The following is a 16105-nucleotide window of genomic DNA, read 5'->3' on the forward strand; positions in this document are numbered from 1 at the left end:
GCGGTTTTTATTTTCAGTATTTGGCTTAGTGCTTAGAAACGATATTTCGCTGCAATACCAAATTTGTTGTAATCATTGGTGAAATGTTCACCAAAGCCAATACGACCTTCAACACTTAGTTGTGGATTGAAGAATTTACGTGCATTGATACCAAACTCGCTTTTCTCTTCTAGATCATTGTCGTAGTAATCTGCACCAATACTTAAGGTTTTATCGATGTAGTAATCACCAGCAATGTTGTATTCATCTAGATCACCAAATGCAGCACCTGCTTCTACGTTAATGTCTTTACCATTACTTAAAGTCGTTACATATTTAGCGCGTAAAGTTGGGTCTGTACCATCGTTATTGTCATTGTCGTAGCCTTTAAGACCTGCGGCAACCAATAAGCCTGGGGCAAAGAAATAACCGACTTCTGCACCATAAGTTGTGGTTTCATTGTCAAATGTACCAATTGGGGTCTTAAGTTCAGCTTCGGTACGACCGACATTCGCACTTACATAGAAGTCAGAGTTAGGTACAAAGTACTCACCACCAATACCATAGCTGGTATATTCAGTTGCGCCAGTATCTTCAAAACCGACGTTTGCATTGACATTACTCGCACGGTCTAAATAAGCAGCTTCAGCCAGTGGGGCATTACGAGTTTGTACTGGATTAAAGTAGTACGTACCATTTAAACCGTAAGCTTCGCCTGAACTGCCACGATCTGGATCTGTATAGGCGAATGAACCGCCAACTTCAGCTTGGTATGCATGTGCTGCGGTACCTGTTAGTGCCACGGTCGTTAGAAGCGCAGATGCAATTGCTAATTTTTTCATGGAATTCCTCCCCCTATAAACTGTCTTAAAATAATACATTTCTTGTTACAACTTTCAGTCTAGAGTAATTTCAACTTTGGTCAATCACTGCAAAGTTACCGTTTTGTGACTTTGGTAATGTTATGTAAAGTAATTTTTATAAGTGATTGATTATAAATGACAGTTTTTTTGTGAGGCTTTTTATTTAGATATGTAAATTTAGCATATAAAAGTCAAAATGAAGTCTATTTTGTATGCATAGTCATCTATTGGGTTGGAATTTCAACTGCATAGAGTGAGTGATTTTAAAGGCTTAAAATTGGCATTCAGAATCTAAATAAGCACTGTGATATAATATTGGGCTATTTAAAGCTTACATTTGTTTGAGAGACGAACGTGGAAATTAATCCTTATCTATTACAGCTAAAAGACTTAAACGACCGTGGTCAAACACTACGGGGGTATCTTTGACTACGATCTAAAGAAAGAGCGTTTAGAAGAGGTTCTACGCGAGTTAGAAGATCCTGCGATTTGGAATGATCAAAGCCGTGCCCAAGCGATGGCCAAAGAAAAAGGCGAACTTGAAAACGTATTAAACGTATTAGATGGTCTTGCCACGCAGCTTGAAGATGCCCAAGCGATGCTTGATTTAGCAGTTGAAGCTGAAGAAGAAGAAATGTTAGCGGATGTGCAAGCTGAGCTTGATTCAGCAGAAGCAGAATTGGCTAAACTTGAATTTCGTCGTATGTTCAGCAATCCAATGGATCCAAATCCATGCTATGTGGAAATTCAAGCGGGTTCTGGTGGTACAGAGGCGCAAGACTGGGCATCGATGTTACTGCGTATGTACTTACGTTGGATCGAACGTCATGGCTTTAAAGCTGAAGTGATGGAAGAATCAGACGGTGATGTTGCAGGGATTAAATCTGCAACCATTCGTGTCGAAGGTGAGTATGCCTACGGTTGGTTACGTACCGAATCTGGTGTGCATCGTTTAGTCCGTAAATCTCCATTTGACTCAGGTAACCGTCGTCATACCTCATTCTCTGCGGTGTTTGTGTCACCTGAAGTGGATGACAATATCGAAATTGATATTAACCCAGCAGATGTGCGTACCGATACTTACCGTGCCTCAGGCGCGGGTGGTCAGCACATTAACAAAACTGACTCTGCGGTACGTTTAACCCACGCACCAACCGGGATTGTAGTGGCATGTCAGAACCAACGTTCACAACACGCCAACCGTGACCATGCATGGAAACAATTACGTGCCAAACTCTATGAATTAGAGATGAAGAAACGTAATGAAGCCGCACAAGCCTTAGAAGATACTAAATCTGATATTGGTTGGGGTAGCCAAATCCGTTCTTATGTGTTGGATGACTCACGTATTAAAGACCTACGTACTAGTGTTGAAAGCTCAAACACAGGTGCGGTACTTGATGGTGATCTAGATAAATTTATTGAAGCCAGCTTAAAGCAAGGTTTATAAGTTTTAATAAGGGCCTTGATTCGGGTTTTGGTTGTTTATCGTAAAAAATAGATATTAATATCTAAAAAATACGATATATTAAGCTAAATGCTGAATCAGGCCTTTGTGCAATTTGAAGAGTGTCTATGTCTATGGATATTGATTTAATCTTTAAAGCCTTAGCGAATCCTACGCGTCGGCAGATTTTGATGTGGCTCAAAGATCCTGCAGCGTATTTAGCTGCTGAAGAGTGCGGCAACTTTGAACGTGGCGTATGTGCTGGACAAATTGAACGTTTAGGTAATGTGTCGCAATCTACCATGTCTAATCATTTGTCTGTGTTACAGCAAGCAGGACTCATCCAAGCGCAAAAACACGGTCAATGGTCTTACTTCTCACGCAACGAAGCCTTAATTCAGCAATATATTGATCATTTACAACACTCGCTGTAATTCGAGTGATGAGGTAATTATGGCTGAACTCAATACTCCCTTAAGCTTGGGCGAATTAAAACTTAAAAACCGTGTGGTAATGGCACCTTTAACGCGTAGCCGTGCGACAGCTGAGCGTGTGCCTACAGCGATGATGGCAGAATACTATGCACAGCGTGCCAGCGCGGGTTTAATTATTGCAGAAGCAACTGTCATTTCAGAACAAGCCAACGGCTATTTAAATACCCCAGGCCTATTTAACCAAGCACAGGTTGAAGGTTGGAAGTTAGTCACTGATGCAGTGCATGCTAAAGGTGGTTTAATCGTATCGCAGTTATGGCATGTAGGCCGTGTTTCACATCCTGATTTACTCGGCGGTGAAACCCCAGTTTCGGCAAGTTCTGTACAACAAGCAGGGCATGTCAGCTTATTGCGTCCAAAACGTCCTTATGTGTTGCCACGTCCTTTGGAAATTGCAGAAATTCATGCGATTACCGAGCAATATAAACAAGCGGCAATTTATGCCAAAGATGCAGGTTTTGATGGCGTTGAATTGCATGCGGCCAATGGTTATTTAATTGACCAGTTTTTACAAAGTAGTACCAACCAACGTGAAGATGAATATGGTGGTTCGATTGAAAACCGTGCCCGTTTCCTACTCGAAGTGGTTGATGCCTTAATTGAAGTCTGGGGTGCGGGACGTGTTGGTGTCCATTTGGCCCCGCGTGGTGATGAGCATGATATGGGTGATGCGACTCCACGTGAAACATTTGGCTATGTGATGCAAGAATTGGGCAAACGTCAGATTGCCTTCTTCTTTACTCGAGAATATTTGGCTGACGACAGCATTTCACAAGACATGAAAGCACGTTCTAATGGCGTACCGTATATTGCCAATATGCGTTTAAGCCGTGAGGATGCCGTTGAGCTATTAGCTTCAGGTCAAGCCGATGCAGTGTCTTTTGGTAAGGCGTATATTGCTAATCCAGATTTATACGAGCGTTTATTAGTAGATGCGCCTTTAAATGAATTAAAGCTTGAAAATATGATTGGAACAGATGTAGCAGAAGGTTATATCGACTATCCAACACTCGAACAGATTTAAGCCTAAATTGCTTATTTCAGCGTCAAGCAATCGCTTGGCGCTTTTTTTATGCCTAATTTTCATGATGTTGCATAGATTTATCCTCTAAACTGTTGGCCTGTTGCTAGATGCTATGTCCGAACACCCGCAGATGATTTTAATCCATTTGAGTTGATATCGGTTGTTCATCGAGCAGATATCATCCAGCATTAATTTGCGTTAAATCTTAATATTTAGACAGATTTCTTTGTTTAAACACTTGATGACTTTTAACTTTAAAATCTTTTATGGGGGCAGCATGGCTGAGCTTTCTTCTGCAATCACTTTTGGTGAATTGCATCTTAAAAACCGCGTGGTTATGGCACCATTAACACGTACTCGAGTGGCGGATGATTTAATCCCAACGCCAATGATGGCAGAGTACTATGCGCAGCGTGCCAGTGCTGGCTTGATTATCTCTGAGGCGATTATTGTCTCGCAGCAGGCGATTGGTTATGCCAACACTCCTGCCTTGTTTACCCCTGAGCAGATTGCGGGCTGGCAGCGTGTAACCAAGGCTGTACATGATAAAGGCGGCTTAATTATGGCGCAGCTCTGGCATGTTGGTCGTATTTCACATCCGCATTTTCAAAATGGTAATCTGCCTGTGTCGGCAAGTGATGTAAAACCTGCAGGTCAGTTAAGTCTGTTACGACCTAAACAAGATTATGTCGCACCGCGTCCACTCACGCTTGCTGAAATTAAAACCACCATTGCTGACTTTAAACAAGCTGCAATCCATGCCAAAGCAGCGGGTTTTGATGGGGTAGAGTTACATGCGGCCAATGGTTATTTGGTTGATCAGTTCTTACAAAGTAGCACTAACTTGCGCGACGATGAATATGGTGGCTCTGTTGAAAATCGTGTGCGTTTTTTACTCGAAGTCATCGATGCTTTAATTGAGGTTTGGGGTGCGGGTCGTGTAGGTGTACATTTAGCACCACGTTGTGATGAAAATGACATGGGCGATGCTGATCCCAAAGAAACTTTTGGCTATGCAGTAGAAGCGCTTGCGCAACGTAAGATTGCCTTTTTCTTTACCCGTGAATATTTGGCAGATGATAGCATCTCGGGTTATATGAAATCGCGTGCCAACGGTGTGCCGTATATCGCCAATATGCGCTTAACCCGTCAAGATGCGATTGATTTACTGGCTTCCAATAAAGCCGATGCAGTGGCATTTGGTAAAGCTTACATTGCCAATCCTGATTTGTATGAGCGTTTGGTTGCAGATGCACAGTTAAATGAGGTGCAGCTCGATAAAATGATTGGTACAGATGTAGCAGAAGGTTATATCGACTATCCAACCTTACAACACGCTGAAGCTTAAATTGATACTCAAGCGTCAAGCAATCGCTTGGCGCTTTTATGCTTAGGAGAGATTAGGCTTTCTATTCTTCTGGCTGCTTCTCTGCTATATTCTGCGCTTTCCTTTCTTGTTATTTGAGGCGAATTCTTGGCTACTCCGTTTTGGTATAACGCAGCGCTCACTTTGATTAAGCCGATCTATCGTGCCCGTATTAAAAAACGTGCCACTAGCCCAGAACAACTTGCCCAAGAACTCACAGAACGCTTTGGCCCTTTTCAAAAGCCTAAGAATCAACAGGCGCTATGGTTTCATGTGGTTTCGGTCGGTGAGACCAATGCCGCGCAGCCAATGATCGAACATTATTTAAAGCAAGGTCATGCAGTTTTGGTGACGAATACCACCAAAACTGGTCAGGCGCGTGCCAAAGCTTTATTTGTAAAACCAGAATTTGAACACTTATTTCAAGCGGTGTACTTACCCGCAGATCAACGTGACTTAGTACGTGATTTTTACCAAAAATATCAACCTAAAATGTTGGCACTCATGGAAACTGAGCTATGGCCCAATTTGATTGATATTGCGCAAGAGTTTAAAGTGCCGTGCATCTTGCTCAATGCACGTTTATCGGCAAAATCAGCGCAAGGTTATGCCAAAGTTAAGCGTTTAACTCAAGGGATGCTCAATGGCTTAAATGCGTTATTAGCACAAGATCAAGCCACCCAAAAACGCTATATTGAATTGGGTATAGCAGCGCAGAACAGCCAAGTTTTAGGTAATGTAAAATTTGATATCAGCCCACCCACACACTTTATACAGCAGGCTCAAAAACTAAAGCAGGACTGGCAATTACAAGGTCGAAAAATGCTGACCCTTGCCAGCACGCATGCGCCTGAAGAAGCAGAGTTGTTGGCACAGCTTAAACCGGCTTTAATGGCAGACCCTCAGTTAACCTGTATTGTCGTACCGCGTCATCCTGAGCGTTTTGATGAGGTTTTTGCTGCCAGTCGCGCTTTAAATTTAACTACGCAACGGCGTAGTTTGGGCGAAAAAATTCAACACGATACTCAAGTCTATTTGGCTGACTCTATGGGTGAAATGTGGCTCTGGTATGCCTTAAGTCAAGCCTGCTATGTAGGGGGTTCACTGAATCAACCCGGTGGTGGGCATAATATTCTAGAGCCAATTGCTTTAAATGTGCCAACGGTTTTAGGAAAGAATTATTTTAATTTTCAAACTATTGTGGATGAGTTTGTTGCTGTAGATGGCGTTAAAGTGGTGAATGATTTTAGTGCGGCAAGTCAGGCATTATTGGCTTTAGTACAGGATCCTAGGCAAGCCCAAGCACTTAATGTGGCTGCGCAGCAGGTGATGCACAATAATCAAGGGGCTTTACATAAACATATTCAGATCATTGATCAATATGTATAAGGAAAGCCAATGAATATTGTCCTACTTGATCCTCGTCAAACCAGTAGCGATACTTGGTCAATTACAGCCAAACGTCAATTAGAGCATTTAAAAACCCATGTTGATGTGCAAGTGGGTGATACCTTAAAAGTAGGTATTGCTGAGGGAAAGCGTTACTTAACTGAAGTGGTTGCAGTAAATGAACAGCAAATTCGCATCAAACCCTTACATGAAGAAAGTGTGCCACAAAAGCTGCCGGTAACCTTAATTGTAGCGTTACCGCGCCCCAAGGTTTTACGCCGTTTAATTATGGATGCAGTGACCTTAGGGGTTGAACAAATTATCCTGATTCATAGTTATCGAGTAGATAAAAGTTATTGGCAAACGCCTCTCTTACAGCAGGTTGAGCATTATGTCACCCTTGGGCTTGAGCAAGCCGGTGATACCATTGCCCCAAAAGTAGCCATGTATAAACGCTTTAAACCTTTTGTTGAAGATGTATTACCAACCCTGATCAGCCAACAGCAACCTGCTTTTTTAGCGCATCCTTATGTAGAGCAGGTCATGCCACATGCAATCAACCAAACCTGTACTATTGTAATTGGGCCAGAGGGTGGTTTTATTCCTTATGAAATTGAATTACTTGTAAAAAACGGCTGCCAAGCCGCAAGCTTAGGCAACCGTATTATCCGGACTGAAACTGTGATTCCGTATTTAATTGGACGCTTATTTAGCAGTTGATGCTGCTGTCTGTTCACCGCGATAAACTTTAACTTCCTGTACAGGATAAGGAATCGAAATCCCGTGTTCAGCAAAGGCATGAATGACACGTTGTTGTACATCACTAATGGAAGCTGACATGGTGGTTTCGGTAGTATTGACCCACCACGTCACCGTTAAGTTGACTGAGAAATCTGCCAACGCATTGACGTTTACGCTAAAGCCTGGCTGACTTAAAATTGCTTGATCTTGATCTAAGATGGTTGTGATCACATCCTTGGCTTTTTGGACATCATCTTCATAACCAATACCCACCACAAACTGACAACGACGACGTGAATACGCGGTGTTTACTGTGACAGGGCTGGTATAAACGGTGGCATTTGGAATCACAATACGACGACCATCTGGTGAGCGTAAGAAAGTCGCACGAATCTGAATATCTTCAACCGTACCTTCCATGCCTGAAACAATAATGTCATCACCAATTTTAAACGGTTCGCCAAGTAGAATTAAAATACCAGATAATAAGTTTTGGAAAATATCTTTAAACGCAAAACCAATCGCGACCGAACCAATCCCTAGCGCACTCATTAATTGCCCTGGTGTAAAGCCGGGAATAGCAATCACCATGGCAATTAAAAAGCCAAAGAAGATAATGGCTGAACTACCGACACGGTTTAAGACCAAAACTAAGTTTTGCTTGGTATAGCTACGGTCAGATAAAGCTTTACGAATAAATAACTTAAACAGTTTTGAGAGCATGTAGAACACTGTAAACACAAAAATGGCGATACAGATATACGGTAAGCGTTCCCAAAATAGATTAATGAAATGGTCAATGGTCGAGTAAGCTTCGAGTGATTTATCGGTATACTCAGCCACAGTTTGAGCGGTTTTTGCGCTTGCTTCTTGTAACAGCTCAGAGGTGCCCTGAGTCACCTCTTTTAAGGTACTTTCTTGTTCAGCCACACGTATTCCAGTCAAAGTTATTTTGTTAGTATTTTGCCTGAAAAACGCTGAGAACTTAAGAATAGTTCGAGCTTAACTGTGTAATTATGCCGCAGCTTCGTGAAGTTGTTAGAAGAACTCGCTGCCTTTTTCTACGATCCGTTCGGCAGGTAAAAAGTCAATGCTTTGTTCATAACTACTTAATAACAGCAGCATACTAATAATCAACACTAGCATCAGCACAATACATGACCATGCAACGAATTTTTCCCAAAATGGGGTGATTCGCGCTGGGGCGTACATGTTACTGGTCGGATGGCCTTTTTTGACTAATAAATAAACAGAGAAAAACAAATTAATCATGGGCACAAAGCTTAACAGTGACCACCAGCCACTGGCATTAATATCATGTAAACGCCGAATAGTGATTACAAAAGCAAAATAGGTATATAGCCCAAAAAAGAGTAAGCTAAAAATATGATTAATAGTAGGTAAAAGGTAGGCGGCCGAATCTAAACTAAATGTGGCAAAGTTAAATAAACCTAAACTAAGCAATAAGCCAAAACCAATACAACAACTCGCCCACCACAGCACAGCATGCCATGCAATAAAGCTTAAACGCCCAAAACGACCTTGATAGCTTTTTAAACGTGGCGTAGATGGTAAGGGAGGTGTATCAAGAGGACTCATAACAGACCATTTTTATCGTAAAGGAATCAAAGATGCTGCAGCATCTAGCGGCATAACACAGCAAAATTATAAGAGTAAATGTTAAACAAGTAAAAATTCAGGGCGACGCGATGTTGCCATTCGATCAAGGAAGTTCGCTATGCAAGAAATTTATCCTGTTCCTGAACATCTTAAAAAAACGGCGCGCACCAATGAAGAACAATATTTTGCGCGCTATCAACATTCCATCACCAACCCAGAGGATTTTTGGCGTGAACAAGCCCTAAAACTCGATTGGACTAAGCCTTTTACTCAAGTCAAAAACAGCAGTTTTAATAAAGATGATTTTAAGATTGAGTGGTTTAGTGATGGTGAGCTCAATGTGTCTTATAACTGTTTAGATCGACATTTAAAAGAACATCCGCATAAACCTGCCATTATTTGGGAAGGTGATCATCCTTCGCGGCATAAAGTGATTTCTTTTGTGTCACTGCATGATGAAGTCTGTCGCTTTGCCAATGTATTGAAAAAAAATGGTATTCAAAAAGGTGATCGGGTCATGCTATATATGCCGATGGTGCCAGAGGCGGCCATTGCCATGTTAGCTTGTACGCGTATTGGTGCAGTGCATTGCGTAGTGTTTGGCGGCTTTTCACCAGAGGCTTTAGCCAGTCGTATTGAAGACTGCCAAGCTAAAATGGTAATTACCGCAGATTCAGCCATGCGCGGTGGCAAGCCCATTTATTTAAAAGCCAATGTTGATTTAGCCCTTGAGCAGCCCAATACCCACTCCATTGAACAGGTGATTGTGGTGCATCGTACGGGCAACGCCATTCATATGCAAATGGGGCGTGATGTGTGGTACCACATTGAAATCATGCAAGTCACAGATGATTGCCCGCCTGAACCGATGAACGCGGAAGATCCTTTATTTATTTTATATACCTCAGGTTCAACGGGTAAGCCTAAAGGTGTATTGCATAGCACAGGGGGCTATTTGACCTATGTCAATTGTACCTTCCGTGAAGTGTTTGATATTAAACAAGATGATGTGTTTTGGTGTACCGCAGATGTGGGTTGGATTACAGGTCATTCTTATGTTTTATATGGCCCTTTATCCAATGGTACTTCAACCGTGATGTACGAAGGTGTGCCGCAATACCCATCATGGGCGCGTACAGGTCATATTGTAGATAAGCATGATATTACCATTTTATATACTGCACCTACTGCGATTCGCTCCATGATGCGTGAGGGTGATGCTTTTGTACGAGAAAGTGATCGTAGCTCATTACGTCTGTTAGGTTCTGTAGGCGAACCGATTAACCCTGAAGCGTGGAATTGGTATTACAACGTTGTTGGAGAAGGGCGTTGTCCGATTGTTGATACGTGGTGGCAGACCGAAACTGGTGGTTTTATGATTAGCCCAATCCCTGGTGCTACAGCACTTAAACCGGGCTCAGCTACGCGCCCATTTTTTGGTGTGCAACCTGCGATTGTTGATGCAGAAGGACGTGAGCTTGAGGGTGAAGCAGAGGGTAACTTAATTATTAAAGACTCTTGGCCAGGGCAAATGCGTGGCATTTGGGGTGACCCAGCGCGTTTTTTTGACGCCTATTTTAGTACCTATGCCAACAGTTACTTTACTGGTGATGGCGCGCGCCGTGATAAAGATGGCTATTATTGGATTACTGGGCGGGTCGACGATGTGCTGAATATTTCCGGTCATCGTTTAGGTACAGCAGAAGTTGAAAGTGCTTTGGTGGCACATGATGCTGTGGCAGAAGCTGCGGTCGTCGGTATGCCACATGAGATTAAAGGTCAAGGTATTTGTACCTTTGTGACTTTGCAAGCCGACGTAGAAGCCACCGATCAATTGCATGATGAATTGATTCAATGGGTACGGAAAATTTTAGGCCCTGTAGCCACACCTGATGCATTGTACTTTGCGCCTGCTTTACCCAAAACCCGCTCTGGTAAAATCATGCGACGTATTTTAAGAAAAATTGCTGCCAATGAACTCGACAGCCTAGGCGATACCTCAACCTTAGCCGAGCCTCAAGTGGTAGACAATTTAATTCAAACAGTTTATCCAAAGCCCGATTAAGAACAACATGCCGCTTGCTTACAGCGGCATTGTATTTTTTTCAATAAGCACAGCAGGCATTTAGCTAAAGGCTTTACAACAGTTCTGCTAAGCTAAAATCACTCGAAGAATCCAGTATTATTATGAATATTGCACACAACAAAATCACTGATCCATTCAAAATTGCCGAAGATTTAGCCCAACAATTTGCCCAAACTGCAGCCGAGCGTGATAAGCAAGGCGGTAATCCTAAATACGAACGTGATTTAATCCGTGCAAGTGGCTTACTGAGTTTGTCGATTCCAAAGGAATTTGCTGGGCAGGAGGCAGATTGGGCCACTATTTTTAAGACTATTCAAATAATTGCCCGTGCGGATAGCTCATTAGCCCATGTATATGGTTTCCATCATTTACTGATTGCTACCGTAGAATTATTTTCTCAAAAACAACAATATGCAGCTTGGTTTGAGCGAACCGTTAAAGAAAATTTATTTTGGGGCAATAGTTTAAATCCCCTAGATCGTCGGACTAGCGCAACCAAAATTTCTGAACATGAGTACATTTTCCATGGGGATAAAAGCTTTTGCTCAGGCTCAATCGATTCGGATATGTTGTTGTGTTCGGGTTATACCCCTGAAGGTCAATTAGTGATTGGTGTCATTCCAACCCAGCGCGAAGGGGTGAGCTTTTTAGGCGATTGGAACAATATGGGGCAACGCCAAACAGACAGCGGCACCAGTCATTTTGAACAGGTTAAAATTCATCAACATGAATTACTGCTCAATCCTGGCCCGTTAAGTACTCCTTATTCGAGTTTACGTCCTTTAATTGCTCAATTGATTTTTGTGCATATGTTCTTAGGCGTAGCAGAAGGTGCATTTAATATTGCCAAAGAGACAGTGCACAACCAAAAAGCATGGTCTAAATCTTTAGCTGAAAATGCAGTCAATGATCCTTATACCCAGCGTCATTTTGCTGACTTTTATGTACAACTTGAAAGCGTACGTTTATTGGCAGCCAAAGCCGTAGCAACCTTACAGCAGGCGTGGGAGATCGGTGAGAACTTAACCGCAGAACAACGTGGTGAGGTCTCAATTGCCATTGCTACAGCTAAGATAGCCGCCACGAATACCTCACTCAACATTACCCAAAATATTTTCCAAGTCATGGGCGCGCGGGCCACTACAGCAAAACTCAATTTAGATCGTTTTTGGCGCAATGTACGCACACAAACTTTACATGACCCAGTCGATTATAAATATCAAGAAATTGGCGAATGGGTGCTCACTGATAAAGTCCCTGATCCAAGTTTCTATTCTTAAACAAAAAGCCCGCATCTGCGGGCTTTTTTATTAGGCTGCACGAGCCAGAATGCCTACTTGCCCCACAAAATAATTGTCACTGTTAGATAGATGCAGTTGATAGACCGGAAGTACCAAAGTTTTTTTATTAATGTGATTCCAGTTCACGCTATTGCGTGAAAAGGGCGCTGTGACCTTAGCAAAGGAATAGTGGTCACTTAAAGGTTGATGATGCACTAAGCCTTCTGGTGAAATATAAATAAATTCATCATCTTGACCATTGGGTTGCAGCTCTTGACTAAAGGTTGAGGCATTTAAACCAAAGGTTTGTTGTTTACGATTGCTGGCAGCAAACACCGGTTTGGGCTGCCATAGACTCAAAGGCTGCTGGCTTAAATTATAAGTACTACAACGATGTTCTTCACTTTCTAGCACTTTAATCCACTCACTGTCAGTGAAAATTTGCTGTTCGGCAGTGGTAAATAGATAATGTACAGTGCAAGGTTGGTCTTGTTGATGTTCTAACAAAGTGCAGCGATAAATTGCCTGCACAGTTTTATCAATTTTCAGAATAGGTTGATAACTGGTTGTACCTTGAGGTGAACGTGTCAAAACTAAATCGCCAACTTGTAAGGCTTGAATAGGTTGTAAACCGCATGGTGTATGCACCACAGTACCACTGACAAATCCTGTCTTTTGATTTTTCACGCTGTTATTCTCTTAATTATGCTGTTGCGAGGGTATTGTAATCGAATGCTAAAAAAATGCACAATTTATGCCAGAAAAATAAGCAATTTAGCTCAAAGTTGTAGATAAGTTGTCAGCTCATTTAGGTAGTATGAAAGATGTAATTAATAAATATAAAAAATATGGCATAAAAAAATCCCTTAAGCCGAGCCTTAAGGGATAAATCTTGGTGCATTTATTATTATTAGAATTTTTAAGCAGATTTTTGTTGCTGTTGTTGCTCAAGCTCGCGCACTAAAGGCAAGACCTTGGCACCAAAATATTCCACTTCTTCAATAAAATGTAAGAAGCCAGATAAAATCAGATCAACACCAATACTTTTCAGTTCAACAATTCGCTCAGCAATTTGCTGTGGCGTGCCAATTAAATTGGTTTTAAAACCATCGTTATACTGCACCAGGTCTTCAAAAGTTGATTTGGCCCAGTTACCTTCGCCTTCAAGGGTTGCAGCACCGGCTTCACGCGTAGCATCGCCAAAAGACTTCACTGCGTCTACATGTGCTTTATCGATAATCTCTTGCAATACAGCTTGCGCTTCTGCTTCGGTATCACGGGCGATAATAAAAGCATTCACGCCAATCTTAATCTGATGCTGATTGGCTGCAGCTTTTTCACGAAGATCATCAATTTGTTTTTTGAGTTCAGTGACTGTATTGCCATTGGTAAAATACCAATCGGATACACGGGATGCCATATCACGCGCAGCACGCGAACTGCCGCCTTGGAAAATTTCAATATGCGGCTTTTGCACAGGTTTTGGACTTAAGGTGTAGTTTTTAAACTGATAGAATTTACCGTCAAAGCTGTAATTATCTTGTGTCCAAACGCCTTTTAATGTGCGAATAAATTCTTCTGAGCGCTGATAACGCACGTCATGCTCAGGCCATTGTTCACCAATCGCATCAAATTCACCGCGGAACCAACCACTCACCACATTAATGGCAATGCGTCCGTTGCTCAGATGGTCAATGGTAGCCAATTGTTTGGCTGCAAGGGCAGGTTTCCAAGGTCCCGGTAAAATTGCTGCAATCACTTTTAAGCGTTCAGTTTTGGCTAATAAACCGTGACTAAAGCTCACTGATTCATGCTGATTTTCTGCATTATAACCGGCAGTAAAACGAATTTGGGTGAGGGCATAGTCAAAGCCTGCTTTTTCCGCAGTTTGTGCTAAACGCACATTGTAGTCATAGCTCCAATCGGTGCGTTGCTCAATGGTGCTGACCACTAAACCGCCACTGACGTTAGGTACCCAATATGCAAAAGTAATTGGCTGAGACATATGCTGACCCTCTGATAAAAATATGAAGATTAAGCCACTTCAGATGTCGCTTTTTTGCCATGTAGGCGTGCTTCGGCTGCATCTAGGCTAGGGACCGCGGCAGAAGGGAGCACTTCTTCTTGTTCAATCTGTTTGTTAATGCCTAGGTTTTGGCTGGCTTGAACAGTTTTCTCTTTCACCACTGCAGCACGTTGGCCTTTAGCAGGAGCCCACTCTAAAATTGGTAAAGCACGTGCAACAGCTAAGGTAATACGGGCACGCAGTAATTCGCTTTTAACGGTATATTCAGGCGTGAAGTCTTTATCTGTGGCATAGACGCCAATTGGTAAAGTTTGTGCTTGGAAGAAGCTAAACAATGGGCGTAATTGGTGCTCAAGAACTAAAGCATGACGCTCAGAACCGCCAGAAGCTGCTAATAAAACCGGTACATCAACTAAGGCAGTTTGTTCTACAAAATCAAAGAAATGCTTAAAAAGACCTGTAAATGATGCACGATACACTGGGGTACCCACAATTAAGGCATCGGCAGCTTCAACCGCAGCTAAATCATTTTGTACACGTTGTGGTAATTGGTTGCGGTAAATCGCTCCACCAAGTAAGTGTCCAATTTCACTAAACTTGATAAAATGCACGTTGATTGGTGTGGCATCACCTAGTTCATTTAAAATTTCTTGTACCAGTGCTTCAGTTTTTGATGGATTATTTAGACCGCCAGAAACAGCGACAATGTTTAATGGTTTTTGTGTTGAAGTTGTCATAATAAACTGCCCAATAGGTTCAATCTCGGATTGCTGTTTATTAATCAATACATCCCCTAATGTGTAAAATAATGAAAAAAAAATAGGTTATCTGTTTTTAAGATATAAGCTTTTTTTTTAGATTTTATGAATTAAAATAAATATAAGTATTTGAATAATAAATTTATATTTCATATGTATAAGGTTTGCGCTGTTCTGAATAAAATTTATATCAAAATCTGCTTAGATTATTCGGAAACGCTGCAAAAAGCGGCTTTTCTTTAACAAAAATGCAGCTTTAGTAAAAAATAATCAATTCTTGCGTATCGCTTCGGCTCGATGTGTGGTTAGAATAGAGCCTAATGTGCACCAGATCTTTCGCGTCACTACTTATGAATATTTTAATCGTTGATGACCATCCGTTATTTCGTCATGCGCTGATTCAAGCCGTACGTTATAGCTTACCGCAAGCCCAAATTCATGAGACTGCTGCTGTAAATGAATTTTACGAACGCTTAGAAAATGGCCCTGAACCTGATCTTGTTTTATTAGACTTAAACCTACCCGGTGCATCAGGCTTTTCGGCGCTGGTGCATGTACGTGCGCAGTATCCGGCACTGCCGATTATTGTCGTTTCAGCGCATGAAGAAGTTTCTATTATTCAACGTTCAATCGCGCACGGTGCGATGGGCTATATTCCAAAATCAGCCCATCCAAGCCATATTGGTGAAGCGATTCGTCAAGTCTTAGAGGGCGAAATTTGGCTACCACCAAATTTACCTGCCAATATGAACTTTGATCCGCGTGCGGCTGACGAGACGGCACTGGCTGAACGTATTCAATCGCTCACGCCACAGCAATTTCGCGTACTAATGATGGTGGCAGAAGGCTTGCTTAATAAGCAAATTGCCTATGAGCTCGATGTGTCAGAAGCTACGATTAAAGCGCATGTGACGGCAATTTTCCGTAAATTAGGCGTGCAAAACCGTACTCAAGCGGTGCTTGCCATTAACGCTTTAAATATTGAAGAACGTAAAGTTTAAAAATATTTAAAAAAAAGACCGCAACTGCGGT

15 protein-coding genes are annotated in these 16105 nt (G+C 42.0%); 9 read left to right on the plus strand and 6 right to left on the minus strand.

Annotated features, from left to right (window positions below; genetic code table 11):
* Positions 1-32 precede the first annotated feature (32 nt).
* Positions 33-821, minus strand: a complete 789-nt coding sequence (locus AC5YCD_RS11985) for a putative porin (protein WP_496130251.1) — start codon at positions 819-821, stop codon at positions 33-35.
* Positions 822-1196: 375 nt separating this feature from the next.
* Between AC5YCD_RS11985 and prfB the strand changes: the two genes are divergently transcribed.
* From prfB to AC5YCD_RS12015, 6 genes are all read left to right on the plus strand, one after another.
* A protein-coding gene (gene prfB / locus AC5YCD_RS11990; RefSeq protein ID WP_496130252.1) for a peptide chain release factor 2 occupies positions 1197-2292 on the plus strand; the annotation gives its coding sequence in 2 pieces (ribosomal slippage) (positions 1197-1268 and positions 1270-2292; 1095 coding nt in all).
* A gap of 131 nt (positions 2293-2423) precedes the next feature.
* Positions 2424-2723, plus strand: a complete 300-nt coding sequence (locus AC5YCD_RS11995; RefSeq protein WP_496130286.1) for an ArsR/SmtB family transcription factor — start codon at positions 2424-2426, stop codon at positions 2721-2723.
* 19 nt (positions 2724-2742) lie between these two features.
* Positions 2743-3807, plus strand: a complete 1065-nt coding sequence (locus AC5YCD_RS12000) for an alkene reductase (protein WP_496130253.1) — start codon at positions 2743-2745, stop codon at positions 3805-3807.
* A 277-nt stretch (positions 3808-4084) separates the two neighbouring features.
* Positions 4085-5155, plus strand: a complete 1071-nt coding sequence (locus AC5YCD_RS12005; RefSeq protein ID WP_496130254.1) for an alkene reductase — start codon at positions 4085-4087, stop codon at positions 5153-5155.
* A gap of 126 nt (positions 5156-5281) precedes the next feature.
* A complete protein-coding gene (locus tag AC5YCD_RS12010; protein WP_496130255.1) occupies positions 5282-6562 on the plus strand; it encodes a 3-deoxy-D-manno-octulosonic acid transferase in 1281 nt (426 codons plus the stop codon).
* A gap of 9 nt (positions 6563-6571) precedes the next feature.
* A complete protein-coding gene (locus AC5YCD_RS12015) occupies positions 6572-7282 on the plus strand; it encodes a 16S rRNA (uracil(1498)-N(3))-methyltransferase (RefSeq protein WP_496130256.1) in 711 nt (236 codons plus the stop codon).
* Here the strand turns inward: AC5YCD_RS12015 and AC5YCD_RS12020 are convergent.
* Positions 7268-8233, minus strand: a complete 966-nt coding sequence (locus tag AC5YCD_RS12020) for a mechanosensitive ion channel family protein (RefSeq protein WP_496130257.1) — start codon at positions 8231-8233, stop codon at positions 7268-7270. The two genes, AC5YCD_RS12015 and AC5YCD_RS12020, sit on opposite strands and share 15 nt — an antisense overlap.
* Before the next feature lie 108 nt (positions 8234-8341).
* A complete protein-coding gene (locus tag AC5YCD_RS12025) occupies positions 8342-8902 on the minus strand; it encodes a DUF805 domain-containing protein (RefSeq protein WP_496130258.1) in 561 nt (186 codons plus the stop codon).
* A gap of 139 nt (positions 8903-9041) precedes the next feature.
* Here AC5YCD_RS12025 and acs point away from each other — a divergent pair, with 139 nt between their 5' ends.
* Positions 9042-10988 carry an acetate--CoA ligase gene (acs, locus tag AC5YCD_RS12030; RefSeq protein WP_496130259.1) on the plus strand — a complete coding sequence of 649 codons (1947 nt, stop codon included), beginning with the start codon at positions 9042-9044 and terminating at the stop codon, positions 10986-10988.
* Positions 10989-11110: 122 nt separating this feature from the next.
* A complete protein-coding gene (locus AC5YCD_RS12035; protein ID WP_496130260.1) occupies positions 11111-12289 on the plus strand; it encodes an acyl-CoA dehydrogenase family protein in 1179 nt (392 codons plus the stop codon).
* A gap of 30 nt (positions 12290-12319) precedes the next feature.
* Here AC5YCD_RS12035 and AC5YCD_RS12040 read toward each other — a convergent pair whose 3' ends face one another.
* The 3 genes from AC5YCD_RS12040 to msuE all read right to left on the minus strand — a co-directional run bounded on the left by AC5YCD_RS12040 (position 12320) and on the right by msuE (position 15052).
* Positions 12320-12976 carry a hypothetical protein gene (locus AC5YCD_RS12040; RefSeq protein WP_496130261.1) on the minus strand — a complete coding sequence of 219 codons (657 nt, stop codon included), beginning with the start codon at positions 12974-12976 and terminating at the stop codon, positions 12320-12322.
* Positions 12977-13208: 232 nt separating this feature from the next.
* A complete protein-coding gene (gene sfnG / locus AC5YCD_RS12045) occupies positions 13209-14294 on the minus strand; it encodes a dimethylsulfone monooxygenase SfnG (RefSeq protein WP_496130262.1) in 1086 nt (361 codons plus the stop codon).
* Positions 14295-14323: 29 nt separating this feature from the next.
* A complete protein-coding gene (msuE, locus tag AC5YCD_RS12050) occupies positions 14324-15052 on the minus strand; it encodes an FMN reductase (RefSeq protein WP_496130263.1) in 729 nt (242 codons plus the stop codon).
* 371 nt (positions 15053-15423) lie between these two features.
* On the opposite strand from msuE, the gene AC5YCD_RS12055 reads away from it, so the two are divergent.
* Positions 15424-16074, plus strand: coding sequence for a response regulator (locus AC5YCD_RS12055; RefSeq protein WP_122900595.1), 651 nt, complete (start codon positions 15424-15426; stop codon positions 16072-16074).
* Positions 16075-16105 lie beyond the last annotated feature (31 nt).

Source organism: Acinetobacter sp. CY05, from assembly GCF_059515805.1.

What these genes read in the sequence shown, in the direction of transcription:
- AC5YCD_RS11985 (WP_496130251.1), bottom strand. Translation starts at nt 821, where the DNA reads ATGAAAAAATTAGCAATTGCATCTGCGCTTCTAACGACCGTGGCACTA.
- AC5YCD_RS11995 (WP_496130286.1), top strand. Translation starts at nt 2,424, where the DNA reads ATGGATATTGATTTAATCTTTAAAGCCTTAGCGAATCCTACGCGTCGG.
- AC5YCD_RS12015 (WP_496130256.1), top strand. Translation starts at nt 6,572, where the DNA reads ATGAATATTGTCCTACTTGATCCTCGTCAAACCAGTAGCGATACTTGG.
- sfnG (WP_496130262.1), bottom strand. Translation starts at nt 14,294, where the DNA reads ATGTCTCAGCCAATTACTTTTGCATATTGGGTACCTAACGTCAGTGGC.
- msuE (WP_496130263.1), bottom strand. Translation starts at nt 15,052, where the DNA reads ATGACAACTTCAACACAAAAACCATTAAACATTGTCGCTGTTTCTGGC.
- AC5YCD_RS12035 (WP_496130260.1), top strand. Translation starts at nt 11,111, where the DNA reads ATGAATATTGCACACAACAAAATCACTGATCCATTCAAAATTGCCGAA.
- AC5YCD_RS12000 (WP_496130253.1), top strand. Translation starts at nt 2,743, where the DNA reads ATGGCTGAACTCAATACTCCCTTAAGCTTGGGCGAATTAAAACTTAAA.
- AC5YCD_RS12005 (WP_496130254.1), top strand. Translation starts at nt 4,085, where the DNA reads ATGGCTGAGCTTTCTTCTGCAATCACTTTTGGTGAATTGCATCTTAAA.
- AC5YCD_RS12025 (WP_496130258.1), bottom strand. Translation starts at nt 8,902, where the DNA reads ATGAGTCCTCTTGATACACCTCCCTTACCATCTACGCCACGTTTAAAA.
- acs (WP_496130259.1), top strand. Translation starts at nt 9,042, where the DNA reads ATGCAAGAAATTTATCCTGTTCCTGAACATCTTAAAAAAACGGCGCGC.
- AC5YCD_RS12055 (WP_122900595.1), top strand. Translation starts at nt 15,424, where the DNA reads ATGAATATTTTAATCGTTGATGACCATCCGTTATTTCGTCATGCGCTG.